General features: G+C 63.4%; 21 protein-coding genes. 9 read left to right on the top strand and 12 right to left on the bottom strand.

All coding sequences use genetic code 11. The features are described from left to right. Positions 1-42: 42 nt before the first annotated feature. Positions 43-627 carry a hypothetical protein gene (locus ACNO8X_RS14910; protein ID WP_418001616.1) on the bottom strand — a complete coding sequence of 195 codons (585 nt, stop codon included), beginning with the start codon at positions 625-627 and terminating at the stop codon, positions 43-45. Between the two features lie 313 nt (positions 628-940). On the opposite strand from ACNO8X_RS14910, the gene ACNO8X_RS14905 reads away from it, so the two are divergent. Beyond that, positions 941-2,623: a SulP family inorganic anion transporter gene (locus ACNO8X_RS14905; protein ID WP_418001615.1), complete on the top strand. Its 1,683-nt coding sequence runs from the start codon at positions 941-943 to the stop codon at positions 2,621-2,623. A 1-nt stretch (position 2,624) separates the two neighbouring features. Here ACNO8X_RS14905 and ACNO8X_RS14900 read toward each other — a convergent pair whose 3' ends face one another. Beyond that, positions 2,625-4,664: an erythromycin esterase family protein gene (locus ACNO8X_RS14900; protein WP_418001614.1), complete on the bottom strand. Its 2,040-nt coding sequence runs from the start codon at positions 4,662-4,664 to the stop codon at positions 2,625-2,627. Positions 4,665-4,970: 306 nt separating this feature from the next. On the opposite strand from ACNO8X_RS14900, the gene ACNO8X_RS14895 reads away from it, so the two are divergent. Next, positions 4,971-6,113 carry a hypothetical protein gene (locus ACNO8X_RS14895; RefSeq protein WP_418001613.1) on the top strand — a complete coding sequence of 381 codons (1,143 nt, stop codon included), beginning with the start codon at positions 4,971-4,973 and terminating at the stop codon, positions 6,111-6,113. Next, entirely contained in the window at positions 6,110-7,504 is a 1,395-nt protein-coding gene (locus ACNO8X_RS14890) for a wax ester/triacylglycerol synthase family O-acyltransferase (protein WP_418001612.1), read from the top strand. The genes ACNO8X_RS14895 and ACNO8X_RS14890 overlap by 4 nt, the downstream gene beginning before the upstream one ends. Positions 7,505-7,545: 41 nt before the next feature. Here the strand turns inward: ACNO8X_RS14890 and ACNO8X_RS14885 are convergent, their stop codons facing one another. The 4 genes from ACNO8X_RS14885 to ACNO8X_RS14870 all read right to left on the bottom strand — a co-directional run bounded on the left by ACNO8X_RS14885 (position 7,546) and on the right by ACNO8X_RS14870 (position 12,144). Beyond that, on the bottom strand, positions 7,546-7,740 hold the full coding sequence (locus tag ACNO8X_RS14885; protein ID WP_418001611.1) for a hypothetical protein: 195 nt from the start codon (positions 7,738-7,740) through the stop codon (positions 7,546-7,548). Positions 7,741-7,841: 101 nt separating this feature from the next. Then, the gene (locus ACNO8X_RS14880) at positions 7,842-9,494 is read right to left on the bottom strand and encodes a GAF domain-containing protein (RefSeq protein WP_418005911.1); all 1,653 of its coding nucleotides are present in this window, start codon (positions 9,492-9,494) and stop codon (positions 7,842-7,844) included. Between the two features lie 415 nt (positions 9,495-9,909). Continuing rightward, positions 9,910-10,563, bottom strand: a complete 654-nt coding sequence (locus ACNO8X_RS14875) for a BON domain-containing protein (protein WP_418001610.1) — start codon at positions 10,561-10,563, stop codon at positions 9,910-9,912. A 153-nt stretch (positions 10,564-10,716) separates the two neighbouring features. Then, positions 10,717-12,144 carry a wax ester/triacylglycerol synthase family O-acyltransferase gene (locus ACNO8X_RS14870; protein ID WP_418001609.1) on the bottom strand — a complete coding sequence of 476 codons (1,428 nt, stop codon included), beginning with the start codon at positions 12,142-12,144 and terminating at the stop codon, positions 10,717-10,719. A 161-nt stretch (positions 12,145-12,305) separates the two neighbouring features. Here ACNO8X_RS14870 and ACNO8X_RS14865 point away from each other — a divergent pair, with 161 nt between their 5' ends. Continuing rightward, entirely contained in the window at positions 12,306-13,529 is a 1,224-nt protein-coding gene (locus ACNO8X_RS14865) for an alpha/beta hydrolase family protein (RefSeq protein WP_418001608.1), read from the top strand. 8 nt (positions 13,530-13,537) lie between these two features. Here the strand turns inward: ACNO8X_RS14865 and ACNO8X_RS14860 are convergent, their stop codons facing one another. Further along, positions 13,538-14,431: a universal stress protein gene (locus ACNO8X_RS14860; RefSeq protein ID WP_133762734.1), complete on the bottom strand. Its 894-nt coding sequence runs from the start codon at positions 14,429-14,431 to the stop codon at positions 13,538-13,540. Positions 14,432-14,709: 278 nt separating this feature from the next. On the opposite strand from ACNO8X_RS14860, the gene ACNO8X_RS14855 reads away from it, so the two are divergent. Then, positions 14,710-15,030, top strand: a complete 321-nt coding sequence (locus ACNO8X_RS14855) for a hypothetical protein (RefSeq protein WP_166651416.1) — start codon at positions 14,710-14,712, stop codon at positions 15,028-15,030. 158 nt (positions 15,031-15,188) lie between these two features. Here the strand turns inward: ACNO8X_RS14855 and ACNO8X_RS14850 are convergent, their stop codons facing one another. From ACNO8X_RS14850 to ACNO8X_RS14840, 3 genes are all read right to left on the bottom strand, one after another. Further along, positions 15,189-15,578, bottom strand: coding sequence for a nitroreductase family deazaflavin-dependent oxidoreductase (locus tag ACNO8X_RS14850; protein ID WP_418001607.1), 390 nt, complete (start codon positions 15,576-15,578; stop codon positions 15,189-15,191). A gap of 53 nt (positions 15,579-15,631) precedes the next feature. Next, a complete protein-coding gene (locus ACNO8X_RS14845) occupies positions 15,632-15,982 on the bottom strand; it encodes a hypothetical protein (protein WP_166651417.1) in 351 nt (116 codons plus the stop codon). Between the two features lie 162 nt (positions 15,983-16,144). Continuing rightward, positions 16,145-16,579, bottom strand: coding sequence for a pyridoxamine 5'-phosphate oxidase family protein (locus ACNO8X_RS14840; protein WP_133762737.1), 435 nt, complete (start codon positions 16,577-16,579; stop codon positions 16,145-16,147). 189 nt (positions 16,580-16,768) lie between these two features. Between ACNO8X_RS14840 and ACNO8X_RS14835 the strand changes: the two genes are divergently transcribed. Then, entirely contained in the window at positions 16,769-17,605 is an 837-nt protein-coding gene (locus ACNO8X_RS14835; protein ID WP_418001606.1) for a universal stress protein, read from the top strand. On the opposite strand, the gene ACNO8X_RS14830 is transcribed toward ACNO8X_RS14835, so the two are convergent. Both ACNO8X_RS14830 and ACNO8X_RS14825 read right to left on the bottom strand, forming a co-directional pair. Further along, positions 17,602-18,564, bottom strand: coding sequence for a 1-phosphofructokinase family hexose kinase (locus ACNO8X_RS14830; RefSeq protein WP_418001605.1), 963 nt, complete (start codon positions 18,562-18,564; stop codon positions 17,602-17,604). The two genes, ACNO8X_RS14835 and ACNO8X_RS14830, sit on opposite strands and share 4 nt — an antisense overlap. A 139-nt stretch (positions 18,565-18,703) precedes the next feature. Continuing rightward, entirely contained in the window at positions 18,704-19,138 is a 435-nt protein-coding gene (locus ACNO8X_RS14825; RefSeq protein WP_418001604.1) for an Hsp20/alpha crystallin family protein, read from the bottom strand. A gap of 169 nt (positions 19,139-19,307) precedes the next feature. Between ACNO8X_RS14825 and ACNO8X_RS14820 the strand changes: the two genes are divergently transcribed. Genes ACNO8X_RS14820 through mgtA form a run of 3 tightly spaced genes read left to right on the top strand, consistent with a single transcriptional unit; the run spans position 19,308 to position 25,004 of the window. Continuing rightward, positions 19,308-19,979, top strand: a complete 672-nt coding sequence (locus tag ACNO8X_RS14820) for an SRPBCC family protein (RefSeq protein ID WP_418001603.1) — start codon at positions 19,308-19,310, stop codon at positions 19,977-19,979. Between the two features lie 58 nt (positions 19,980-20,037). After that, positions 20,038-22,350, top strand: coding sequence for a phosphoenolpyruvate synthase (gene ppsA / locus ACNO8X_RS14815; RefSeq protein WP_418001602.1), 2,313 nt, complete (start codon positions 20,038-20,040; stop codon positions 22,348-22,350). Then, a complete protein-coding gene (gene mgtA, locus ACNO8X_RS14810) occupies positions 22,347-25,004 on the top strand; it encodes a magnesium-translocating P-type ATPase (RefSeq protein WP_418001601.1) in 2,658 nt (885 codons plus the stop codon). The genes ppsA and mgtA overlap by 4 nt, the downstream gene beginning before the upstream one ends. Positions 25,005-25,142: the final 138 nt, after the last annotated feature.

The raw sequence follows: 25,142 nt of genomic DNA, 5'->3' as shown, positions 1-25,142 counted from the left end.
AGTACGCAGTCCGAGACTCAGTCGCGGACCGTACCGGTTGATTCATATCTGGACGACGTCCGAATCGTTGGGTTCCAACGCGGCCAGATCACGCGCAATCATTGCCATCATCGTTCGCAGATCGTTGTTCGCCCGATGCAGATACGCCGCAGCCAGTTCGATCGCTGCTGCGTCCTGATGCACAATTCCGGACAGGCAGTAGGTGAATCCGAAGCGGTAATCGTCGATCACCTGCTGCAGCGCGGCGTTCAACACCGCGTCCGGTCCAGGCAGCAGTTTCTGGAGGCGTGGCAAGCTCGCCGCACCCGACTGGCAGGCACGCTGAATTCCGGTCTCGTCCGCCTTGGCCGACGCCGCAACCATGTTGTCCCGTTGGACGAGCAAGGCATCGAGCGGCGTTTCGAGTTGCGCCAGCCACGCATACAATTGCTGTCCGCCCGCTGCAGGGTTCGCCGCCACCGAGGTTGTCCGATCTGGCAGCGCGGCCGACGTGTCCGGCAGTACGAGGCGGACGAGAGAGAACCCGTGAAACATCCAGCCGGCGAACATCATCAGGACGATCAGCCCGGCAGAAATCGGCAGCAGAATCCGGCCTTGGCGCGCATCAGTCACCGGATCGCCTGGCACGCAGGCAGCATCATCTAAGCCTGCGATTGTCTCTTGACACTTCGAGGTGGGTACGAGCATCGGGGAATCCTCCCTACCGACTCGGCACTCCGGACGGATCATCCCTGAATCGTCCATCGTTTCGCGAACGATGGCACGGGTCAAAGGTCCTCTCGCACAATGCCGGAAGCCTTCTGCGCCCCAGAGCCGACGGCGATATCCGACACCGCCCATCGCGCGCGCACGATTGCTGTGCGCAGATATCTGACCTAAGTCACTAGTGCTATCCGAGACGCCGCGGGCAAGCTCGATGGATGGATCCGATTGAGCGAGAATGACCATCACCAGCCGCGTCATCCGCTGGCCACCGACTATCGCAAAGCTGCGGTCATATCAATTGAGTTGGCTGCGCGGCGATCTCGTCGCGGGCGCGACGGTGACTGCCTATTTGGTTCCGCAGGTGATGGCCTGCGCGATGCTGGCGGGGATGCCACCACTGACCGCGCTATGGGGTGCTGTATCGGCCCAAATCGCATACGTTCTTTTCGGTACCTCCAGCCGACTGTCCGTCGGGCCCGAATCGTCCACGGCGTTGCTCACCGGTACCGTGCTCATCCCCGTCGCCGGCGGCGATATTGCGCTTCACCAAGCACTGGCGGCGGTCCTGGCGGGAATCGTCGGTCTCATCTGTCTGGTTGCCTCACTGGCCCGGCTGGGCTTCTTGGCCAATCTGCTGTCACGCCCCATTCTCATCGGATACATCACGGGAATCGCGGCCGTCATGCTCATCGGCCAAATCGGCGCGTTCACCGCAGTAGCGCTGCCGGATGAGCGGATTACCACTGTTACCCAGTCGATTCCAGAGGTGGCACGTGGAATTCACACGCCGACTCTGATTTTGGCGGTTTCGGTTCTCTGTCTGCTGTTCGCGCTCGACAAGTGGGCTCCAAAGCTTCCCGGGCCGGCTATTGCCGTCGTGGCCGCCACCGCGCTTGTGTCATGGAAATCAGATTGGTTCCGCGGTACCAAGTCGCTGCAGAACGTCCCCGAGCCGATGCAGTCCTTCGGACTCCCCCATGTCTCCTCGGGCCACCTGTCGGCACTGGTGCTCCCGGCCATCGGGATATCCATCGTGGCCTTCTCCGACGCGGTACTGACCGCACGAGCGTTCGCCGCGCGTGACGATGCGGAACTCAACCCGAACACTGAATTGCGCGCCCTGGGAATCGCTAATGCTGCTGCGGGCCTGGTACACGCCTTTCCGGTCAGTGCCAGCGCCACCCGAACGGGGCTGGCACGCGCAGTCGGGGGTAAGACGCAGCTGTATTCGATCATCGTGGTGATGATGGTGTCAGCAGTCGCATTGTTCGGCCGTAACGTGCTGTCGCACATACCGGTAGCGGTACTCGGAGCCCTGGTCGTCTACGCCGCAGTCCGCATGATCGACGTTGCCCAGTATCGGCGTCTGGCCCGTTTTCGCCGCAGCGAGCTCGTGCCGGCCTGCGCCACCACTTTGGCTGTGCTCGGCTTCGGCGTGCTCAACGGCGTACTCGTCGCTGTCGGCCTGTCCATCCTCGACTTGCTGCGCCGCATCGCGCATGCGCACGACAGTGTCCTCGGCTTCGTTCCCGGCCTCGCCGGCATGCACGACCTCAACGACTACGCGACCGCGGCGCCCCTGCCCGGCCTGGTCGTGTACCGATACGACGCGCCCTTGTGCTTTGCAAATGCTCAGGATTTCCACAAGCGCGCGCTTGCGGCAGTGGACAGGACAGACGGGCACGTCGAATGGTTCATCTTGAACGCCGAAGCGAACGTGGAGGTTGACCTCACGGCCCTCGATGCTCTTGACCAACTCCGTGAAGACCTGGCGCAACGCGGAATCGTGTTCAGCATCGCACGGGTCAAGCAGCACCTCCGTGACGCCTTGGCGGCAGCCGGCCTACTCGCCCGGATCGGCGAGGATCGGATCTTTCCGACCCTGCCGACCGCGGTCGATGCCTTCAGGCACCGCTGAATCAGAGTCCGGTCGGATAGGTCTCCGGGGTTTCGCCCGCGTGCCAGACGCTGGTCGGTTCCAGCGGCTCGAGCGCGCGTGTTCGATCGATATGGATCATCGCGTCGTATTGGTCAGCTGGCCGTACGTGGTAATAGTGACTCTGCCGTTCGGTGGCAGGCAGATAGATCACGCCGATGGCGCGTCCGAGGCGCACCACAGAAAGCGGCTCGGCAGCCGCATCGGTGATCAACGGCGAGACGAAGAACGATTCCCTACCCACTTCGTGCAAGAGCTCTTCTATGCTGCCGTTGAGCGCCGGACGCACCGCCTTGCGTTCGGCGATGCCACCCCATTCGCTGGCCGCGGTGACACTGCCCGAATAGGTGCTGAAACCGATGAGACGACAGTCGCTTCCATAGCGTTCTCGAACAAGCTGGCCGAGGGTGAGCTGTCCGTCGTTGCCGACTTCCGTCGCGCGTGCATCGCCGACATGCGAGTTATGCGCCCAGACAACGATCTTCGCTGGTTTGCCTTCGCGACCGAGATGATCCAGCAGCGCTGTCAACGTGTGAACCATGTGGGTATCGCGCAGATTCCAGGACGCGTCGCGGCCACCGAACATCGCGCGGTAATAGACTTCGGCATCACGAACCGTCTGAGCATTTTGTTGAGCGTAGAAAGCCTCGTCTTCGTGCAATAGACCGTCGCGCCGTGCAACAGCCACCGCGTTCCGCTGCATTTCGACGAGTTGTTCGATCGCCTGACGTTCGCATGACGCACCGGCGCCGAACGCCGCCTTGAATCCATATGCCTGTCCGTCATCAGCCGACGAGACGTGGTCGAAGCACGAGTAGCGTTCCCGCGCCCGGGCAGCTGCCCGCGGATCGATCTTGTCGAGGTAGGCGATCACTTCGCCCATCGAACGATGCAGGCTGTACAGGTCGAGACCGTAGAAGCCGGTCATTCTCTCGTTGCGATTCGCGCACTCGATGTTGTGTCGGCGCAACCAGTCGACGAAGTCCCGAACCACGACATTTCGCCACATCCAGGCCGGGAATCGTTCGAACCCGCTCAGTGCCTGGTCAGAGGATTCATCGTGACCGATTTCCCGTACATACCTGTTCACCCGGTATGCATCCGGCCAATCCGCTTCCGCCGCAACGGCACAGAATCCTTTCTCGCGGATCAGCCACTTGGTGATAGCAGCACGTGCGGCGTAGAACTCGTGGGTGCCGTGTGATGCCTCGCCGATGAGGACGACCTTCGCGTCACCAATCAGTTCCTCCAGCACCTCTGTGGGCGGCATCCCGTCGGGCGCATCGATCGCCGCGCCATTGATGACCTCGGCAGGCGTCCTGCCCCGCAAACGAGTTCCGACAGCTGGCCGGAGCGTAGGTGTCGCCAACAACTCTCGCACTTCGGAGTCGCTGACTTGGCTGAAATCCCAGAAGGATTCGCCGACTGCCCGGAATGGGTTCGGCATGCTGGCGCATACGACGTCATCGGCCAGGCCGGCGAATTGCCGGCAGCTCGATTCCGAGGCTGCGGGCACCGCCACCACAATCTCTTTCGGCTCTGCCTCCCGCAGTGCCTGCACCGCAGCGAACATGCTGGCACCGGTCGCGAGACCGTCATCGACGACGATGACCGTCTTGCCGGTGACATCGACCGGCGGTCGACCGTCCCGATAGGCGACCTCCCGCCGCTGCAGTTCACGGCCTTCCTGTTCGGCGATGTCGGACAGCCGCTGCGGCGAAACCCGCAGTGCCCGCACCACGTCGTCGTTGATGACGACGCGGCCGCCACTCGCGAGTGCACCCATCGCGAATTCCTCGTGTCCGGGTGCACCCAGTTTCCGGACGACGAACGCGTCCAGCGGTGCGCCGAGCGCAGCAGCGACCTCCCACGCCACGGGGATGCCGCCCCGGGCCAGGCCGAGCACCACGACGTCTGTCTTGTCGCGGTACGCGGTCAACAGTTCGGCCAACGCACGCCCCGCCTCGCGGCGGTCGCGGAACACGCGCCGAGGCGCATGCTGTGTCACGTTTCGAGCTGACATCGATCGACTCCTTATCCACCGAGCCGGTTTGCGACGAAAGGCCCTCGGGGCCGCGCTCAACCGGTCGTCAAGACAGCTTCTTCTCTCGATGCTCATCCCGCGGGCGCCTACGCAAAAGGGTCACTCGACATGGACCCCATGGGACTTCGGTCCATCGTGTCGGCCGCCGACCTACTGCTACGGCCGAAGGTCCCTCGGACTGCGGTCGATCAGCCCTGCCCATGCGGCGCGACGGGGTTCAGCATCATTCGACAAGAACACAACGCCAACTTCATGCGCTTTGCGCGAAGCCGATGGGAGCTTTTCGTGGATACCTCACCGTTCCGTCCGCTGCTCGGCCACCACGGACCGTTTGCGTCGGTCTACTTCGATATCGCACTCAACGTGCCCGACGGACAGGAACGCATGGATGCGACCTGGCAGGACATCCGTCGTGATCTGCTCCGCCAAGGCGCCGACGACACCATCATCGCGATACTGGAACCCGCAGTGCGGCAACAATTATCGCTTGCCGGACCGCGTGGGCTGATTGCCGGCGCCGACGGCCTGCATATCACCGCGGCCGCGGGCTATCCACGATCCGGGTTGCCTCTCACCCGGGTGTCTCAGCTGCCGTATGTGCTGCCGTTTCTGAACGGAGACCTGTGGCATCCCAGCTATCTGTTCGTCGCGGTCGACCGTGAAGGTGCGGAGCTGACCGCGCACCACAATCACCACAGGGTCCGCCGCGAAACGCTGCTCGGAGAAGGCTTTCCGGTGCACAAGGCCGCGACTGCCGGTTGGAACGGCTATGGCGACTTCCAGCACAATGTCGAGGAGGCGGTCCGAATCAACATCCGCGCGGTCGCTTCCAGGGTTGCCGAGCTTGCCGACCAGATCGGCGCCGCAGTCATCTTCGTGTCGGGACAGGTGCGCACGCGCGCCGAGTTGATGGCTGAACTGCCCAAGCGATTCAGCACGTCGGTAGTCGCATTGCCGAGCGGGGCGTCAGGACACCGTCTGGCAGACCATGACGCTCAGGAATTCATCGACGAGGTGCTGCGCACCCGGCACGCGGCCGAGGCGCAGCACCTCACAGATACTTTCGCTCAAGAGCGGGGCAGCCAGTCCGGGCGGGCGGTGGACGGACTGAGGGCGGTGTGCGCGGCCTTACGCGAAGGCAACGTGGACACGCTGCTGATCGGCGAACTGGGCGCCGCCGCCGTACTGCTCGGAACCGCGCCGACAACGGTCGCCACAGACGCTGACACTCTCTCGGATCTCGGTCAGGCTCCCAGCGCGGTCGTACGCGCGGACGAAGCCCTGCCGTTTGCGGCCATCGCCGGCCGCGCGGCCATCGAGTATGCAAGCCGCGACCTGACCCTCACCGACGGCGTCGGTGCGCTCCTCCGGCATCGCGCAATGGAATACGCGCCCGCAGACGCACACGGTGTGGAAGCACGCCGATGAACGACCGCCTGACAGCGCTCGACGCCGGCTTCCTGCAGGCCGAGGATTCGGACTCCCATGCGAGTCTGGCTGTTGCGGTGCTCGCCGTCCTGGAGGGTCCCGCCCCGGATTTTGCCGACCTCAAGGCCGCCCTCGATGACCGGTCGGCCACGATTCCGCGCATGCGGCAGGTGTTGCATTCGTATCCACTCGACATCACTGCCCCGCACTGGGTTACCGCACCCCACTTCGATATCGGTCACCACGTCCGCAGGCATACCGTGACTGCTCCGGGCGACGACGCCGCGGTCTACCGAGCCGTTGCGGACGTGATGGAGCGCCGGCTCGACCGGTCGCGTCCCTTGTGGGAAACCTGGGTGTTCGACGGTCTGCGCGACGACCGATGGGCGATGCTGGTCAAGCTGCATCACTGCATCGCCGACGGTGTGTCGGCGGCCGCCCTGCTCGCCGGCGTCTGCGACGACCAGGCACCCTCGCACGACGAAGAGCCAACCGTCACATCGCGATCGAGCCGTCATCCGCTCCACGGTTTCAACCCGATAGCGATCGGCAACGATGCGTGGCGAATGCTGACGTCGACCGCCCGTGGCGGCGCGCGCGTGGCCTTCGGGACCGCTCAGATCGTCGCCGGCATGCTCACCGCCCCCGCGCAACAGCTCAACGGCCACCTGAGCGATCTGCGCCGTTTCAGCGCCGTTCAGGTCTCACTGAGTGATGTTCAGTTGGTCAGCAAGCGCTTCGGGGTCACCGTGAACGACGTTGCCCTCGCGGCGATCACCGACGGATTCCGCTCAGCCATGTTGCGTCGCAACATGAAACCCTCCGCCGGACCGATCCGCACCTTGGTACCGGTTTCCGTCCGGCCTCCCGAACTCCAGCATGTGCCTGACAACCGGGTCTCGCTGTTACTGCCGGACCTGCCGGTCGATCGCTCCGATCCGCTCGAACAGCTTCGGCTCGTACACCGGCGACTGTCCACCGCAAAGCGCAGTGGCCAGCGTCAGGCGGGTTCCTGGGTGGTCGCGGCGGCCAACCTGGTGCCGTTTCCGATCATGGCATCGGCGGTACGACTGCTCGGGCGACTGCCACAACATGGTGTGGTCGCCGTGGCCACCAACGTCCCCGGACCGCGAGAACGAATGCGCATATTGGGGTGTCAGATCATCGACCTCGTGCCGGTACCGCCCATCGCAGTCGGCATGCGCACGGGTATTGCGATCTTGAGTTATGCCGACCGCCTGACCTTCGGTGTCATTGGTGACTACGACGCGCAACTTGATGTCGACGAACTGGCCCGCGGTATCGAGCATGGCATCGCTCGGCTGGTCGATGTCGCATCCGCTGCGTTACATACCCGACGACTGGGAAACCTGATGTTGCTCAGTGGCTGAGCAGCCGCCGGGTGATCACCGATGCCAGCCGGTGGCGGCGATCACTCCGACGGTCGCCGATCGTCGTCGAAATCGGGAATCGGGCGGTGCTGCTCGAGTGTGTCCGCCAGATCGGCATCCCATTGCTGGACTACGCCATTCACCCACATTTCGTCGGCATCCTCCGAGGCATCTCCGACAGACTGCACCTGCTCAGCCAGATCCGCGTCGTCGCCGCGGGGAATGGATTCGGTCATCAGAAGCTCCAGTTGTCTTGCGGTTCAGGCTGATATCCATGTTGCGCAGATTCGGTGATTCGCCACAGGGTCATTGGTCATCTCCTGAAACGCCACACTCATCAGGATTCGAGTTCGAGTGGGACGGTCCAGCAGACATGAGTGCCGCCAGACGCCGGCGTGAGGAACTCGCATGTCCCGCCGAGTTGTTGAGCCCGACGACTCATGTTCTCCAGACCGCTGCGTCGTTGGTTGTCGGCGGGGATACCCCGGCCGTCGTCGATGACGTTGACCACCAGCTCGTCGGCGACATTGATCTCGATGGTCAATGCGGCCGCCCCTGAATGGCGCACCGCGTTGCTGATCGCTTCTGCGACAACGGCATGTGCGTGGTCGGAGAGTTCGGCACTGACGACCGTAAGCGGTCCGCGAATACGCACTGTCGTGGTCAGGTCGCGGTGTTCGGTCAGCTCGGCCACCGTGCCTTGAATGCGCTCGCGAAAGCTCGAGCCAGTATCCGGTCCCGACTGCAAGTGGAAGATGGCCATGCGAATTTCTGTGATGGTCGACTGCAGTTCGTCGATGGTGCGGGTGAGCCGGGCAATGATCTGCGGTGAATGGACCCGGGCGACGGTACCTTGCAGATCCATGCCGGCGGCGAACAGACGCTGGATGACGTGGTCGTGCAGATCGTGTGCGATGCGTTCCCGATCCGCCAGGATGGTGAGTTTGCGTGCTTGCTCGCCGGCTTCGGCGAGGGTCATCGCGACGACGGCGTGGTTGGCGAAGTCGACGAGCCAGGTCAGATCGTCCGACGTGAATCGTGGCTTGTCGATCCCACGCGCCACCGCGAGAACCCCCGTTACGCCATCACGGGCGCGTAGCGGCACCGCGATCGCCGGTCGCTCGCCCAGATCGGTAAAAGATGGGATCAGGTACTGGAACCTGTCGGTGATCGTCGCGGTGCCCGTGCGGAACACCTCACCGCTGGTGGAACCTTCGACGGGTACCTGATATCCGATCGGCAGGTCTGCGCTGTGACGCCCGACTGCGGTAACCACGGTCAGCATTCCGGCGGAGTCGCCCGGCTGATCATCGTCGCTCGGCACCAACACGATGACCTGCTCTGCATCGGCCAATTCGTGTACACGCTCGGCGATCATCTGCAATGGCCGCTCCGGCGCTGCAGCGGACAACAGGTTCGAGGTTATTTCACGGCCAGCGGTAATCCAGCGGGCAGAAGCCCGCTGTCTCTCGAATAAACGGGCGTTGTCGATAGCCACGCCGGCCGCCGCACCCAGCGCACGAATGGCGTTCTCATCGGATTCGGTGAACACGTGGCCGGCTCGATCGTCGGTCACGTAGAGGCTGCCGTACACCTCACTTCGGATGACGATCGGCATGCCAAGAAATGCACGCATCGGCGGATGGTGTTCGGGGAATCCGACCGCTGCCGGATGTTGGGTCAGATCGTCGACGCGCAGCGGCTCGGTACGGTCCAGCAACACGCCCAGCACGCCTTTACCGACCGGGAGATGCCCGATACGCGCCTGCAATTCGGCGCCGATCCCTTTGAACAGGAAAGCATCGAGCATGCCATCAGGCCCCCGCACGCCCAGCGCGCCATAGCGTGACCCGGTCAACTCGATCGCAGCATCGATGATCCTGTGCAAGGTCGTGTTCAGATCGAGGTCACCACCGATGCCGACGATCACGCGCAGCAACGACTCCATCTGGTCGCGTCCAGCCAAGAGCTCGTCGAGTTGTTCATGCATCTCGCCGAACAGCCCCCGCCGGCTTAGCCGCGAAAACACCGAACCGGTGCCGTCTTCGGTGGTGTTCACACTGCTCCACACCTCCGCACACGCAATCGCGTAACTTCACGCTACGCCCATTTCGCGTGGTTGTCGCCAGCACCGACCGGATACTTACGCATCAATCAAATAAGCGACAGCGGCATTGCGTTTCCAGCGGCGCATCACCGGGTGCCTCTTGAGCTGCTGTTCGCCGATGTGTTGCCGGGTCGCGGCAGCGCCGGCCAAGGTGATGGCCCCGGCGATCGCGCCCCCGTGTGCCCCATGATTCGGCGGTCCCACAGGGAATTTCATCTCGGCGCAAATCCGCCAGTTCCCTGCGGGTCACGTCGAACAAGCCAACAATTGGATTACCGTCGAGCTTCGGTAGCTGCAGCTACGAAACGTGAAGCAAGTCCTTCACGCTTTTGACTCCTGGAACTGCCCAAGCGGCATGGCGGGCCGCCGCCGCGTCCGCCTCAGATCTCACCGTGCCGCTCAGAGTGACAGTGCCGTCGCCGGTTTCGACGACGATGCTGTTGACTTCCTCGTTCACCGTCCGGGCCAATTCCATCCGGATCCGCTCCCGGACGTCAGCGATCTTCGGCGCGTCGTTCAGGTCAATGTTGTTACGCACACTCTTGACACCGCGCATGTTCTTGATGGCGTTCACCGCGGCCGTACGCTGAAAGTGCCAGTCCACCTTGCCGGTCAACGTGACAATGCCGTCGCTGACAGTCGCATCGATGGTCTCGGGTAGATCACTGTGCGACCGCAACACGGTGGCCGCCGCCGCCGCGATGTCGGTGTCGTCTCGAACATGCGTGCCGAGCACCTCGACGCGTAGGTCATCCGCCAAGGCACGCACCCCCAGGACACGCCAAATCGACTGAGCTGCTTCATGTTTCTGCCAGCATGTGGGCACAGTGCCCGTCAACGTCACCACTCCGTCAACCGCGGTGACGGCGATGCGGGAGGACTCGATCGCCGGGTCAGCCTTCAACTCTTCGAGAATATCCTCGACGAGCGCTGTGTCGTCTTTCAAGTACATCGTGACCCTTCCACTCGATTGACATGTGTTCCCCTTCTGCCTACTCCTGACAGCTCACCGGCCGCGACCTGCATAAGACCCGGCTCACGGTGACTTCAGTCCCTGCGGTGGCAGGAAACCCCGAACTGGAGCCACCTTTTGGCTGACCACTGGCTAACGGCGCCGACCGCGCCGCACGAGCGCGGTCTCCAATTCCGTCAGCACATGTTCCGTGAGGGGCACCACCGACTCGATGTCGGGCATGACCCGCCGCCCAGATATGTACCCGAACATCACCCGGTCGGCGTATGAGCACGTCGTGACGTTCAGGGCCTGACCGTTGATCGCCGTCGATACGGGGTAGATCTCCTCTAAATGAGCGCCATTCCAGTACATCTCGCTCTTCGGACCGGGGACGTGCGAGATCGACACGTTGTAACCGCGACGTCGCCGCGGCGCGAATGGCAGCAGCGGGGACAACACCGTCGGCCCGATACTCGGAGCGAGCAGGAGCGTCGTGACATTCGCGCCCCGTCTCGCCACTTCGGACTTCGCCCAGGACATTGCGCGATGGATATGTGCCAGGCGGTCGGCCTCATCCCCGAGGTGAGTGCCCAGCGAACACAATTCGAGGCCGAACAGATTTGCACGAAGCTCGTCGGCCGAGCGTTCCTGGCCCTCGCGGGCCCGCACCGTGATAGGGCAGATCGCCACCAACGATCGGGCTGGGAGCTCACCGAGGGCCGCGAGCCATTCCCGCAGGACGCCCGCCACCACGGCGGTCAGCACGTCATTGGCGGTCACCCCGGCGGCATCGCGGATCGCCGCGATGCGCGACTTGGGCAGACTCACGCCGGCAAATGCCCGCTCCCGGCCGAGGCGGCCGTTGAATCGTGTGTACGGGGCGCCGAACGGCAGCACGGTCACTCCGGCGCCGATACTCGCTATCGCCGTTGATATTTCGCCCATCGCAAGTTCACGAGCGAAGCCCAACCCTGAGATGACACCACACAACGCCGCGTGCGCCAGTGTCACAGGATTCGGAAGCAGTCGGTGTGTGCCACCGCTGCCCTCGTCCGGCGTCCGCGGCATGGCGAAAAACGGCGGCGCACCCCGGAACTCGGGATCGGTGGTTAGTGCGCCACCGATCATCTGCATTCCGGCGACGCCGTCGATCAGCGTGTGGTGCACCTTGATGTACAACGCGAAGCGGCCGTCCGCCAGACCGTCGATGAGATAGGCGATCCACATTGGTCGTGAGCGGGAGAGCGGCACGCCGTGCAACTCGCTGACCAACTTCCACAACGCGTCGCGGTCTGCGCCCCCGGACAAGGTCCGGCGCTCCAGATGATCCCGCATGTCGACACTGTCATCGGTGCGCCACATCCACAAGCCTGCGGTGTCGAGGCCGATGTGTGGGTGCCGTCGAAAACGCGGATCCATGTCAGAGGTATCAGCAAGCCCCTCCTCAAACAGTTCATCGACGTATCCCGGCCCCGCCGTGGCGGGTGGCGACAGAATCAGCAGTGCAGCCACGTGCAGCGGATCGGAGAGTAACTCCGCTGTGAGCATCGCCGCGTCCAGCGGCTCCACCGGATTCATCAAGCCGGCCCTCAATTCCTCCAACAGCTCTGTGTCCGAGCCTTGCCGTCAAAGACGATACCGTTGTCCCAGCGCATTTTTCGCCGAAGTTGCGATAGTCAGCCACGGGCGGGACCTATTCCCCTACGCCATCAGGCAGAGCTCGAAATACCTTTGCCAACATGGCAGCACCTGCGCACGACGACGGGCCACGGGCGGCACCGACCAGCCTGTCCTCGCGTGGTTCCACGGCGCTGGACCACCTCATTCGGCCGTTCCGACGGACGGGCCGCTACTACGCTCGATCCTGGCAGGACTATCTCGAGCATCAACCCGATGCACTTCCGGTGGCGCGTCCGACGCTCGCATTGGCCGCACAAGCGTTCCGCGACGAAATCGTTCTCACCGGCATTCGGATCCTGCAGCCCCTCGGCGACCAAAGGCTGTTCGAGCGAATCAAACGCGAAGTCCGCGCGGGCATTGAATTCTACGGCAGCCAAGGATGTTTGGATAAACCCGAAGAATTCTTCGAGGCTCCCCCACCACTTACCGACGTCACGGTTCGGCCAGTAGAATCCTATGGCCGGTCCTTCGAACGCATCGTCTTCGACAGTGGATACGCACCGAATATCGGTGAGCCCGGTCGTGACCGATGGCTCGGCTATTCCGCCAACAACCGCGGCTATGCGTTGCTGCTGCGGCACCGGGAACCACGCCCGTGGCTGGTATGTGTACACGGCGCCATGATGGGCCGCGGCAGGCTCGACCTCGCACTGTTCCGGGCGTGGCATCTGCATCAGGATCTCGGCCTGAATCTTGTCCTGCCCGTCCTTCCGATGCACGGACCGCGGGGGCGCGGCCTACCCGCCGGCGCGGTATTTCCCGGCCAGGACGTACTCGACAACGTCCACGCCACGGCCCAGGCGGTGTGGGACGTACGCCGGCTGCTGTCCTGGATACGCGCGCAAGAGCCCGACTCACCGATCGGCATGAACAGCATTTCCCTCGGCGGCTACATCACGTCGCTGGTCGCCAGCCTCGTGGACGGCCTCACCTGCGCAATTCTCGGTGTCCCGGTCGCTGACATGACCGAGCTACTCGGCCGCCATGCCGGGATGAAGCACAACGACTCGCGTCGTGAGACGGTGAGCATGGCAGCCCCGCTGGGCCGGATGGTCTCGCCATTGTCGTTGACTCCGCGAGTCCCCTTCCCCGGCCGCTTCATCTACGCCGGCGTCGCCGATCAACTGGTACATCCGCGCGAGCAGGTGGTACGCCTCTGGGAGCACTGGGGCCGGCCCGAAATCGTCTGGTACCAAGGCGGACACACAGGATTCTTCGAGTCACGACCAGTGCAGCAGTTTGTCGACGCCGCGCTCCTGCAGTCGGGCCTCATCAACTCGTAGAGTGCGGTTCAGCGCTGCCGCGCAACGATGACGGGCACGCGGGCCGCATGAACCACAGCGGTCCCCACAGATCCGAGCAGCATCCGGGCGAATCCGCCCCTGCCGTGGCTGCCCACGACGATCAGCTGAGCCGACTCGGCCTCAATGAGCAGATGTCGAGCCGGTTGATCCATGACCACCACGCGGCGCACCCGGACATCGGGATAGCGTTCCTGCCAACCAGCCAGCCGCTCGGCCAGTTCCTCTTCGGCGCCAGGGCAGACAACCGACCACTGCGGCGTAGGAAGCTCCGATGATTCCGCATCGCTCCAGGCGTGCAGGGCCACCAATTCGACCCCGCGCCAAGAAGCTTCGTCGAAGGCGATGGCGGTGGCCAACTCCGAGGCCGGCGAGCCGTCGATGCCCACCACAACCGGTGCGTCCGATCCTGCTACGGCTTCATCGTGGATGACGGCGACCGGGCAGTGCGCGTGATGTACCAGCGCAGTGCTGATTGAGCCCAACAAGACACGCTGCAGTCGCCCTTCACCTCGGCAGCCCACCACTATCATCTGCGAGTCATTGCTCAGCTCAACCAGAGTCGACGCGCTCGGCGCATAGACGACTTCGCCGCGCACTCGGATGTCGGCGGTGTCACCGACCGCTTCCTTGGCAACACGTGTGGCGTCGGCGACGATTCGCCGTCCCTCCGCTTCCAGCTGTTGGAAGAAGTCCTCTGGCAGGGGTACCGCCGTAATTCCCCAACCTCCCCAGCCGCCCATGGGTGTCGGCAACACATGCACCACAGACAACAGGACGTTTCGCAGACCCGCCTCACGTGCCGCCCACCGCACCGCTGCATCGGACCGGTCGGACCCATCGACCCCGACGAGAATGCCTCGATCTGCTGACTCACTCGACATCTTGACCCTCGTTTCGAACTACGACAGGAAATTCGCGCCCGGCCTGCGAAAGCCAGCACAGTCAAGACGTTAGGAGCCTGAACGCATCTTCGTCCGGGGCCATTCGTCACCGTGGCAGAGGTCGTCGGGCCCTGAAGCCTCGCGTCCCGATATCCGTTGGCGTCAACATGCCTCAATAGACCATCGGCCATGGCGCCTGAGGACCTTTGACGCTACGGGACCGGCCCGCGACGCCCCTAGCGTGGACCGCGAATCGCACTCCAACGAGAGGTCCTGACATGCCCGAAACCACGAAGGCGACATCCTCGCCGAGCACCATCTCCCCATCTTCGTCGTCAACTGACTTGCTTGACGAATTCCGCGAATCCGCCCGCATGGGTCAGCACGCCGTAGCCGAAGCGTGGCGCCGGTTCAACAAAGAGTTGGACGAGGCGATCCCAGAAGCCGTCCATCCGCTGCGGGCCAAGGTCGTCGACGCGGCAATCGGTCTCGCCGATACTCTGGCCGCTGCGCAGTATCAGTTCCACCGCAACCTCATTCGTAGTACCGAGGGCGCGCTGACGCGCGCAGACGGCAGCAAGAACAACGACGCCGACTGACCGGACCGAGAGGACATTCGACATGATTCCCGACCGCTACCTCGAAGCCCTAAAGCGTCTATTGAGGGCGGAGGCCTACACCCGTTCACATCAGGAGACCAAGAAGCCGGAATCGAATCCCCCTGTGACGAAGGGGAAGTCGAATTGACCTCAGCACGCTACGGATACTGCTGGCTCATCTTGAGGTAACTCTTGATGCCGAACCTGCCGAATTCACGCTGACGACGCGCCGAGAGTAGGTCGGCCGCTGTCGGCGCATCGATGACAACCGGTTCGGCGGCGTTGAAAGATTGTCCGTGAACCCGGACGGTGGTATGTCCCATGGCCTGGACATTGCGAAGCCAGTCGACATGCGTGCCGTAGGGCAGCGGGATGAGGAAACCGCCGCTGACCTTCTCGATGACAACCGGGGTGGCGTATTTCTTTCCGGAACGTCGTCCGGTGTGCTCGATCACCCCGGTATACCAGTATTTTCGGCCGGCGGCCAACAGCATCAGCGGATTCAGTACGTGCTTGTTGAACACCCGAACCATGTCACGGACAGTCATCGATGCTCCTTCAATCAATAGACTTCGTGCGGTCCTGCGGCAGTCACCACGAACTAGGGGCGCGGGCTCGGTGTGGTGGGTCCCATCGGCTTCTGGCTTGGTTCCGTCATTCCCGGGCCCATCATGCCGGGCCCCATCATCGGCCCAGGTCCCATCATCGGCCCGGGTCCCATCGTGCAACTCGGCCCCTGCTGCGGTTGATAATGCCGGTAGCCGCCGTGCCAGTACCCGCCACCGCTGTAGGTGCCGGCACAGAAGCCGGTGAAGAAGATCAGGGCGACGATGAAAACGATGCCTGCCACTATGCCCACCCAGGCGGCTACCTGGGCCAGCCGACTGGTCTGTGCGGATTGGGCTGTGGTGACTACCACGGTGTCAGTGGGTGATTCAGAGGTTTCGCTCATGGTCCTTGTCTTCCTCACTGGGTACTACCCGCGCGGCGATCCGCACGGCGGTCATAGCTATAAGTTTCGGCGCAGGCGCGCCCGCCAGTAAGGGCCGTTGTACCCACATGCGTACCCACATGCCCGGAAACGACCGTCTCGCGGCCGCTCCCATCCGTACAGCTAGATAGCAGTGGATTCGACGTAAGGCTCAGGGCCGAAAGAGAATCGGCGACCGGTGAGGCCGAGCGGGCGGATTCTTACGTAGTGCTGCTTCAAGGTGGCAGTCCACGGGATGAGCTGTGCCTGGTCGGCCTCAGCGATCTCTTCATCGGTGCGAAGCGTCCGCGCCATCCCCTTGACGATCACGCTCCAGCCTTCGGCCACGTTGTGATCGTCGGCTTCGAACAGCACGTTGTTGTTGATGACGGCGCTGACGAGCTTGGTGCCCTCCGCTGTGCGAAACAGCACCGTTCGGCCTTGTACGACGAAGTTGACCGGGAATATCTCCACCTGGCCGTCAACTACCGTAACGAGCCGTCCTAGCGCGACGCTACGCAGCAGATTCCAGCATTCACTCTCCGGCAAGATGGAGATCGGTCGAGTCACTTGGGACATGCGGACGACGCTACGGAGTGTGACGGGCAAATGATGTGGCCGAAAGTCATCCAATCGGCATTCCAATGGCCTTTGAGGCAGCCCGAGTCGTTCGTGGTGGAACGATGGCTTTGGTCTCTATGTCGGTTCAGGGATCGACCTGACACTAGAGGCTATGGCACCAGTGCGACAGGAAATGAGGTTGGCAACATGACCCCTCGCGCTGCCCGACCCGTCGTCGTCGGCATCGACGGCTCCGATGCAGCTATCAGCGCGGCGCTGTGGGCCGTCGACGAAGCTCTGGTCCGCGGTGTTCCGTTACGGCTGGTAGCCGCGCTCCTGCCGGCACACCTAGAACGATCGCGCACGGCGGCCTGCCCAACGGTGGCACCGACCGATATGGCATTGCAGGCCGCAGCCGATGCCGTTGCTGCCATTGGCAAGCCGGTTCAGCTCGAGACGGTCCAAAGACACACCGCCCCAAACACTCTGCTCATCGACGAGTCCCGAGCTGCCGCTCTCCTGTGCGTAGGTTCGGTAGGCATAGACCGGATCGCGGCCAAAGTCTTGGGGTCGACCGCTGAAGCTGTCGCACACCGCGCACGGTGTCCGGTCGCCATTGTCCGCTCGCGTGGCGGTCCAGACACCAACACGGACCGTTCATCGCGGCGCACCGGATGGGTTGCCTTGTCCTTCAACACTGCCGGTGAAGACGACGAACTTGCGGCGGTCGCATTCGGCGAGGCCGCACTACGCCGCACCGGGGTGATCGCGGTCGTCATTCCGTCGACGGCGCAGACAGCCGAACGCGATTCGCTTATCGACCAAACCATCGCGGCCTGGTCGGCACGCTACCCGGAAGTCCCGGTGCAGAGCTGGATGGCCGCCAGGTCTCTCGACGAATTCATCGCCACCAGTGAGGTTCCCATCCAGCTCGTGGTGATCGGACCGCCTGACATCCACGAGATTCCGCGGCTCGTCGGGCCCGTGCGCGGCCAATCGCATTTTGCGCAAGCCGAGTGCTCGGTCATCGTCGTACGTCACTAGGCGGGTACCGACGACGGCTCGCGAACCAGTTCGAAGAGGCGGTCCACGGTGTTGCGGTGGCACGCCGCCGTTCCCGGTGTTGTCAGCATGGCCGCGCCCGCGGCAATCCCGTACCGAACAGCCTTGCTCAGTGGCCAGCCGCGGCACAATCCAACGGTGATGGCGGCCACCATGGCGTCGCCGGCTCCGATGCCACTCACCGCTTGCACCGGAACGCTCGAAAACCGTTGCTGCTGGTCGCTTGTCACCAACAGCGCACCGTCAGCCCCAAGAGACACGACGACGGCTCGCGTGACCCCGCGCTCGATGAGTTCGCGAGCCGCTGCGGCTTGATCTGCCTCCGTCGCAAGGGCACGGTCGACGCACTCCCGAAGCTCACGCAGGCTCGGTTTGAGCAGCGCGACTCCTGCTGCGATGTGAGTCAAGCCCTGCCCAGAGGTATCCAGGATGAAAGGCACACCGAGTTCACCGCAGATGTCACCGACACGTTGGTACAGATCAGGCGGCACACCGGGCGGAAGGCTTCCCCTGGCGACGACATACGAGGCACCGCGCGCTGCGTCCCTCAACTGGTCCAGGCATTCAGCCTGCTCGGCCGCCGTGAGCGTAGGCCCGGTCAAGACGAAGCGATACTGATTGCCGGTACTGTCCTCGTTGACCGTGAAGCTTTCGCGCGTCGAGTCAGTGATCGGAATCCGGCGAAACGGCACACCGGACTCGACGATCAGTTGGGACACCAGGCCGCCGGTCGGGCCGCCTGCCGGAAACACCGCGGACACCGAGGCACCTAGTTCATGCGCTACCCGCGCGACGTTGATACCACCTCCGCCGGCGTCGTAACGAACACCGGCGCAACGGATCTTTTCTGTAGGACGCACCAAGTCGGCCGCAGTGGTGATGTCCAAGGCCGGATTCATCGTCAGGGTGACGATCACTGATCGGCTGGGCGCTGCGGGCATCTCAAATCCCCCGCGGGCCGACTCGGTAGCGGCAGTCCAGAGCCATCAGTGCAGTGAAGTGACGGGCTTGCACGAGGCTCCTCCCGTACTCAGGTGCCCGTGGTCCCGGATCGCCGTTGACCCGGGACCACGGCACACGTCACTTGGCAGGCTCGATCGCCACGTGCTTCTCCGCGGGCTTGACCTCGCTGACCGGCACCGTGACGGTGAGAATGCCCTTGTCGTATGCGGCTTTGATGCCGTCTTCATCGGAGCCGGGCGGCAGCGTCACCGACCGTACGAAGGAGCCGTAACTGAACTCGGAGCGGCCGTTTGATTCCTTCTTCTCGCTGCGTTCGGCCTTGATGGTCAAGACGCCGTCGCGCACGGTGATATCGACATCCTTCTCCGGATCGATGCCCGGTAGTTCGGCGCGAACCTGGTAGTTACCCTCAGTCATTTCGTCCTCGACGCGGATGATGTGGTTGTCGAAGACCGGGTGCATGCTGGGCCAGGCCGGCAGGCCGGCAAACAGTTCGGTGAAGTCCGGCCAGAACGAGCGCGGCCGGTGTTGGACAGGGAGTTTCGATGACATGGCGCCTCCTCGGAGCGGTTGTGGTTTCCATCGACATCCGATCACCGCCGCGACGCGGCACGGTAGGGACTGAAGACCCGGCCCTGTGTGCCGTTCGTCGGCGGTCGGTGGACAACTAAGGGACGCAAGGCCCTAGCTGGATGAGGCGATCCAAGTGCAAGGTCGTCGCATGACGAGGACACATGTGACGGAAGCTGTGGCCATCTCGGCTCTGCTGTACGCCGCACGGCGCTACTACCGTAACTGGGGCACGACGAAGCAGGAATGCCGCCAGAAGCTTCCCGGTGACGAATTGGTGCGCTCCCCCGCGCTTCAGTCGACTGAGGGCGTGTGGATCGACGCACCTGTGGAAGCAGTCTGGCCATGGCTGATACAGCTGGGGCAGGACCGCGCCGGCTTCTACACCTTCGAGACCATCGAGAGCTTACTGGGACTCGAATTCCAGGGTGACACAACGATTCACCCGGAATGGCAGCGGCTCACGCCAGGCGACGCGATACGCCTGGCGCCACCGGGCTGGCTCGGCCGGAACAACGGCCTCCTGCTGACGGTCGCGCGCATCGTCGAAAACGAGACCATCGTGCTCAGCGGTGCGCCTCCAGAATTCCCCTGGCACGCGGTGTGGTCATTTCACCTCGAGCCACATTTCGACGACAAATGCCGGCTGCTGGTGCGCACCCGGGCCGGACTCCGTCATCCGGGCCAGCTGTTCATCACCGAACTAGCCGGTCCGGCAGTCACTCTCACCATGCGCGGGATGTTGCTGGGAATCAAGGACCGAGCGGAAAAGGCACACCGCGCCAACGAGAAGCCTCGTATGGGTACCCCGCAACACGCCTGACAAGGCGTGCGCACCAGTCACTTTCGTCGCACAAAAATGAAGGTCGAAAACAGCTGCCATGACCACACCCACCTATGTCCACAACCTCTCCGCACTGCGGTTGGCCGACGCCGAGGAAGTCGGCGGCAAGGCGGCCAACCTCGGCGAACTCATCGCTGCCGACCTGCCGGTTCCGCCGGGCTTCGCGGTCACGCGAGCTGCTTATCTGGACGCGATGCGCGACAGAGGCGTCGCCGCTGAGCTGGCGGGCCTGCACCAGGACGCGCTCGCGCAAGTCTCCGACTCGGCCAAGCTGACGGAGTTGTGCAGCCGGATGCAGGACCTGGTGTCCAAAGCGGGTGCAACTGCTGACGTCCGCGATCAGGTGGTGGCCGGGTACCGCCGGCTCGGACCGGATTCCGTTGTCGCCGTGAGGTCCTCGGCTACCGGAGAGGATGGTCGCGAGGCATCGTTCGCGGGAATGAACCGCACCGTCACCAACGTCACCGACGAGCCAGGTCTGATCGAAGCGCTCGTGCGCTGCTGGACGTCGTTGTTCTCACCACGCGTCATCACCTACCGCGCCAGCCGAGGGTACTCCGATGTCCCGGCAATGGCGGTGGTTGTCCAGCAGATGATCGTGGCCGACTGCGCCGGTGTTGCGTTCACCACCGACCCGAGCACCGGCGCGGCAGACCATATGGTGATCGAGGCGGCATTCGGCCAAGGGGAAGTCGTGGTTTCCGGGCGCGTTGAACCGGACACCTATGTCGTCGACAAGGCGACATTTGAACTCCTCGATTCCCGCATCGGGTTCAAACCGATCAAGATTGTGCGTGGCGCAGACGGACACGACAGCACACTGACGCTGGACCGAAACGAAGCAGAGTCCCGGGTGCTGGATGATGTTGCGTTACGGCGTGTGGCTGAACTGGCGATGGCCGTCGAGCGACTGCATGGCTGTCCGCAGGATGTCGAGTGGGCAGTCGCCTCCGGCACCGTATGGCTGGTCCAGGCCCGACCGATCACCACCCTAGGGCTTACTAGCGACGGAACACGATCCCCTCAGACCGTCGACGCTGATGTGTTGGTCCGCGGTCTCCCGGCTGCCCCCGGCACCGCCTCAGGAAACGTGAAGGTGCTGCAAGACCCAGATGAGGGCGATCTGCTGGCGCAGGGTGAAATATTGGTGGCACCGATGACCAATCCGGACTGGTTGCCCACCATCCGCAAGGCGGCGGCCCTGGTCACCGATAGCGGCGGCATGACATGTCACGCCGCCATCATCGCCCGCGAGTTGGGTGTGCCGTGCATCGTCGGTGCACGAACAGCCACCACCGACCTGCGCGACGGTATGCCGGTCACCGTCGACGGCCGGCACGGATATGTGATTGCGGGTCGCACCGGGTCCGTGCAACCGACCATAGTCGCCGACCGGACCCGCCCAGCGGTCACCACATCGGCGGTAACCGCCACCCGGATATACGCGAATCTCGCCATGCCGGACACCGCGGAAGCTGTTGCCGCACAGGATGTTGACGGAGTGGGCCTCCTGCGGGCCGAGTTCATGCTCACCGAGGCGCTGAAGGGCCGGCATCCACGCGACCTCATCGCACGCGGCGAGCAGCGGAGCCTCGTCGACGCCATGGTCACGTCTGTCGGCCGCATCGCCACCGCTTTCGCGCCGAGACCCGTGATCTACCGGGCAACGGACTTCCGCACCAACGAATTTCGTGGCCTGGTGGGCGGCGACCGCTACGAACCGATCGAGCACAATCCGATGATCGGCTATCGGGGGTGCTACCGCTACGTCAAGGAGCCTGAGGTGTTCGCGCTGGAACTGCAGGCGCTGGCACAAGTACGCGAGCAGTCCGGAAACGTACATCTGATGATCCCGTTCGTGCGGACCCGCTGGGAACTCGAGGAATGCCTGTCGTTGGTCGATGCGAGTCCCCTTGGCCGCCAACGCGGTTTGCACCGTTGGGTGATGGCCGAGGTACCGTCGGTGGTGTATAGGCTGCCCGAGTACATCGGCATGGGCATCGACGGAGTCTCCATCGGCAGCAACGACCTGACCCAACTGGTCCTCGGTGTCGACCGCGACTCGGACACCTGCGCGGAGCTGTTCGATGAATCTGATGCCGCCGTACTCGACGCTATCGGTCAGATCATCAGCACTGCAAGGAAATACGGCATCACCTCGTCGTTGTGCGGACAGGCACCGTCAACACGGCCGGCCTTCGCCGAGCACTTGGTGAAGATGGGTATCACGTCGGTGTCGGTGAACCCGGACGCCCTCGACGCTGCCCGACGCACCATTGCCGCCGCCGAACGCCGGGTGCTGTTGGAGTCCGCGTTGGCGAGCGGAACGCCAAAGGCAGACTGGCCATGACAAGCGTGACCGAGACTGACGACCGGCGCGCGGCCGAATTTGCGTCCGCTGACTTGCCGTACGTGCTGAAACAACTCGACACCTCGACCGACGGCCTGTCGTCGGGACAGGCGTCGATACGATTGGCGACGTTGGGGCCGAACTCTGTTCGTACCCACCGAGTCAGCGCCTGGGCGGTGCTCCGGAGACAACTCAACAACGCGGTGCTCGCCCTGCTCGCCGCCACCGCCGTCTTGTCCTACTTTCTCGGCGACAGCACCCAGTCCGTAATCATCGGCATCATCTTGGTCGTCAGCGTCGGACTCGGTTTTCTCAACGAGTACCGCGCCGAACGTGCCACTGCCGCATTGCATTCCCGGGTTCGGCATACCGCAATGGTCCGTCGCGATGGCCAATATCAGCGTCTTGATGTCAACGAACTGGTTCCCGGTGACGTCATCCGGCTCGAACTGGGTGAGTTGATACCTGCAGATGTCCGACTGCTCAGCGTCAACGGTTTGGAATGCAACGAGAGCATCCTGACCGGTGAGTCTGTCCCTGCTGAAAAATCCATCGAGCCAACGATGTTGGGCGCTGAACTTCTCGACGCCGCCAATCTGGCTTTCATGGGCACCATTGTTAGCGCAGGAGAGGCAACGGCTGTGGTCTACGCGACCGGTGTCAACGCCGAATTTGGGCGCATCGCCGCCGGCCTCGGTGAGCGGCAACCGGAGACCGCCTTTCAGATCGGACTGCGGAAGTTTTCCTACCTGCTGCTGCGCGTAGCGCTGACGCTGGCGGTCGTCATCATCGTCACGAGTCTGCTGCTACGGCGCCCGCTCATTGATTCGGCGTTGTTCGGATTGGCCATTGCGGTCGGCATTACGCCACAGTTGCTGCCGGCTGTGGTCAGCGCCAGCTTGGCTTCGGGTTCGCGACAGTTGGCGCGGCTGAAGGTACTGGTCAAAAGACTGGTCTGCATTGAGGATCTCGGCGACATGGACATCCTGATGACCGACAAGACCGGTACCCTCACCGAGGGACGGATCACGCTCATCGACACGGTTGATCCGGCGGGCAGTCACTCCGAATCGGTATTGCGGACCGGGCTTCTGGCGACTGACGTCGACCCTGAAACCGGAGGGGCGAGCGCCAACGAGCTCGACGCCGCGTTGTGGGATGGCCGGACCGGCATCGCCGGTGTTACCCGGGTCGCGACACTTCCGTTCGACCACGATCGGCGGGCCACCTCTGCACTCGTCGACGACACCGAGGGTCGGGTACTGGTGGTCAAGGGTGCACCCGAACAAGTCCTGACCCGGTGCGACAACGCACCCGACGTCGCGACCCGCACCTTGGCGCAGTTGTTCGCCGACGGAAGGCGTGTCGTCGCCGTCGCCAGTCGGCTCGCGCCGAATTTGCGCCAAATCACCCGTGCCGACGAATCCGGGCTCACCCTCGACGGATTCCTGGTGTTCGCCGACAACCCCAAAGAGGCCGCGCGTGACTCACTGGCACAGCTGGCAGCACTGAGTATCGAAGTCAAGGTGGCAACCGGCGACAACCCCACGGTGGCCGAAAAGGTCTGCGCCGATCTGGGTTTGGCATCCAAGGGCACGCTCACCGGAGCCCAGCTGGCAGAACTCGATGAGCCTGGATTGGCCGCCGCCGCCCGCGACCACACGATCTTTGCCCGCATATCGCCCGAACAGAAGGCCAGACTCATCTCGTCTCTGCGCAGTTCGGGCCGTTCGGTCGGTTTTCTCGGCGACGGTGTGAACGATGCGCTCGCCCTGCATTCCGCCGACGTCGGCATCTCCGTCGACACCGCCAGTGATGTCGCCAAGAACGCCGCCGACGTGGTGCTGCTGGAGAAGGATCTCGGCGTTCTGGCGACCGGTGTCGCCGAGGGCCGGCGCATCTTCGCCAACACCATCAAGTACGTATTGATGGGCACTTCAAGCAATTTCGGCAACATGTTCAGTGCGGCGGCAGCCTCGGCGGTCCTCACGTTCCTGCCGATGCTGCCGAGCCAGATCTTGCTGAACAACCTGCTCTACGACAGCTCACAGCTGGCCATTCCCACCGATCGCGTCGACGACGACCAGCTGCACGCACCGTCGCACTGGAACATCGCCTTCATCCGGCGGTTCATGCTGACCTTCGGCCCCATCAGTTCGCTGTTCGACTTTTTGACCTTCGGCTTGATGCTCGGCGTACTCCACGCCGGGCCGGTAGCGTTTCGCACCGGTTGGTTCGTGGAATCCCTTGCCACCCAGACCTTGATCATCTTTGCGATCCGTACTCGGCGGACGCCCTTCTGGCGCAGCAGGGCCAGCACCACACTCACTTTGGCCACGGTGTCGGTGATCGGCGTCGGTATCGCTCTCACGGTGTCGCCGCTGAGTCGGCAGCTTGGCTTCACACCGTTGCCATGGCAATTCTTCGTGGCGCTGGCTGGATTCACCGTTGCTTACCTGGTGCTGGTCGACGTGACAAAGGCGATGTTCTATGCCGAACCCATCCGAGTGGCAGGACAGCCGCATCGAACCCGCGGGCTTGAACACCGGGTCCATCGCCGGGCTGCCCGATTTAGTCATCCCGGGCGGATATCGCCCCCAGGCAAAGGACTCGTGAGGTCAAGAGCAGTGGGGTTGGCCGGCCTGCGTAGTTGACTGCACTCGGTGCCCGAATCACCTTGAGCGGTTCCGATCTGCCATTCGATCTGGAAGGAGCCGTTCGCGTGTCGCCCGCGGGCTTTTGGCCCTACACCAGTGCACCACTAAATCAGAAGGCTTGTCATATCTACTGCA

It is taken from the genome of Mycobacterium sp. PDNC021, from assembly GCF_048282635.1.
Classification (GTDB): domain Bacteria; phylum Actinomycetota; class Actinomycetes; order Mycobacteriales; family Mycobacteriaceae; genus Mycobacterium; species Mycobacterium llatzerense.
The sequence above is the reverse complement of the archived record's forward strand: the minus strand, read 5'-3'. Positions and strand labels throughout refer to the sequence as shown.

Coding starts and splice junctions, on each gene's coding strand:
- ACNO8X_RS14905 (WP_418001615.1), top strand. CDS start 941: ATGACCATCACCAGCCGCGTCATCCGCTGGCCACCGACTATCGCAAAG.
- ACNO8X_RS14900 (WP_418001614.1), bottom strand. CDS start 4,664: ATGTCAGCTCGAAACGTGACACAGCATGCGCCTCGGCGCGTGTTCCGC.
- ACNO8X_RS14890 (WP_418001612.1), top strand. CDS start 6,110: ATGAACGACCGCCTGACAGCGCTCGACGCCGGCTTCCTGCAGGCCGAG.
- ACNO8X_RS14885 (WP_418001611.1), bottom strand. CDS start 7,740: ATGACCGAATCCATTCCCCGCGGCGACGACGCGGATCTGGCTGAGCAG.
- ACNO8X_RS14880 (WP_418005911.1), bottom strand. CDS start 9,494: ATGCATGAACAACTCGACGAGCTCTTGGCTGGACGCGACCAGATGGAG.
- ACNO8X_RS14875 (WP_418001610.1), bottom strand. CDS start 10,563: ATGTACTTGAAAGACGACACAGCGCTCGTCGAGGATATTCTCGAAGAG.
- ACNO8X_RS14870 (WP_418001609.1), bottom strand. CDS start 12,144: ATGAATCCGGTGGAGCCGCTGGACGCGGCGATGCTCACAGCGGAGTTA.
- ACNO8X_RS14865 (WP_418001608.1), top strand. CDS start 12,306: ATGGCAGCACCTGCGCACGACGACGGGCCACGGGCGGCACCGACCAGC.
- ACNO8X_RS14860 (WP_133762734.1), bottom strand. CDS start 14,431: ATGTCGAGTGAGTCAGCAGATCGAGGCATTCTCGTCGGGGTCGATGGG.
- ACNO8X_RS14855 (WP_166651416.1), top strand. CDS start 14,710: ATGCCCGAAACCACGAAGGCGACATCCTCGCCGAGCACCATCTCCCCA.
- ACNO8X_RS14850 (WP_418001607.1), bottom strand. CDS start 15,578: ATGACTGTCCGTGACATGGTTCGGGTGTTCAACAAGCACGTACTGAAT.
- ACNO8X_RS14845 (WP_166651417.1), bottom strand. CDS start 15,982: ATGAGCGAAACCTCTGAATCACCCACTGACACCGTGGTAGTCACCACA.
- ACNO8X_RS14840 (WP_133762737.1), bottom strand. CDS start 16,579: ATGTCCCAAGTGACTCGACCGATCTCCATCTTGCCGGAGAGTGAATGC.
- ACNO8X_RS14835 (WP_418001606.1), top strand. CDS start 16,769: ATGACCCCTCGCGCTGCCCGACCCGTCGTCGTCGGCATCGACGGCTCC.
- ACNO8X_RS14830 (WP_418001605.1), bottom strand. CDS start 18,564: ATGCCCGCAGCGCCCAGCCGATCAGTGATCGTCACCCTGACGATGAAT.
- ACNO8X_RS14825 (WP_418001604.1), bottom strand. CDS start 19,138: ATGTCATCGAAACTCCCTGTCCAACACCGGCCGCGCTCGTTCTGGCCG.
- ACNO8X_RS14820 (WP_418001603.1), top strand. CDS start 19,308: ATGACGAGGACACATGTGACGGAAGCTGTGGCCATCTCGGCTCTGCTG.
- ppsA (WP_418001602.1), top strand. CDS start 20,038: ATGACCACACCCACCTATGTCCACAACCTCTCCGCACTGCGGTTGGCC.
- mgtA (WP_418001601.1), top strand. CDS start 22,347: ATGACAAGCGTGACCGAGACTGACGACCGGCGCGCGGCCGAATTTGCG.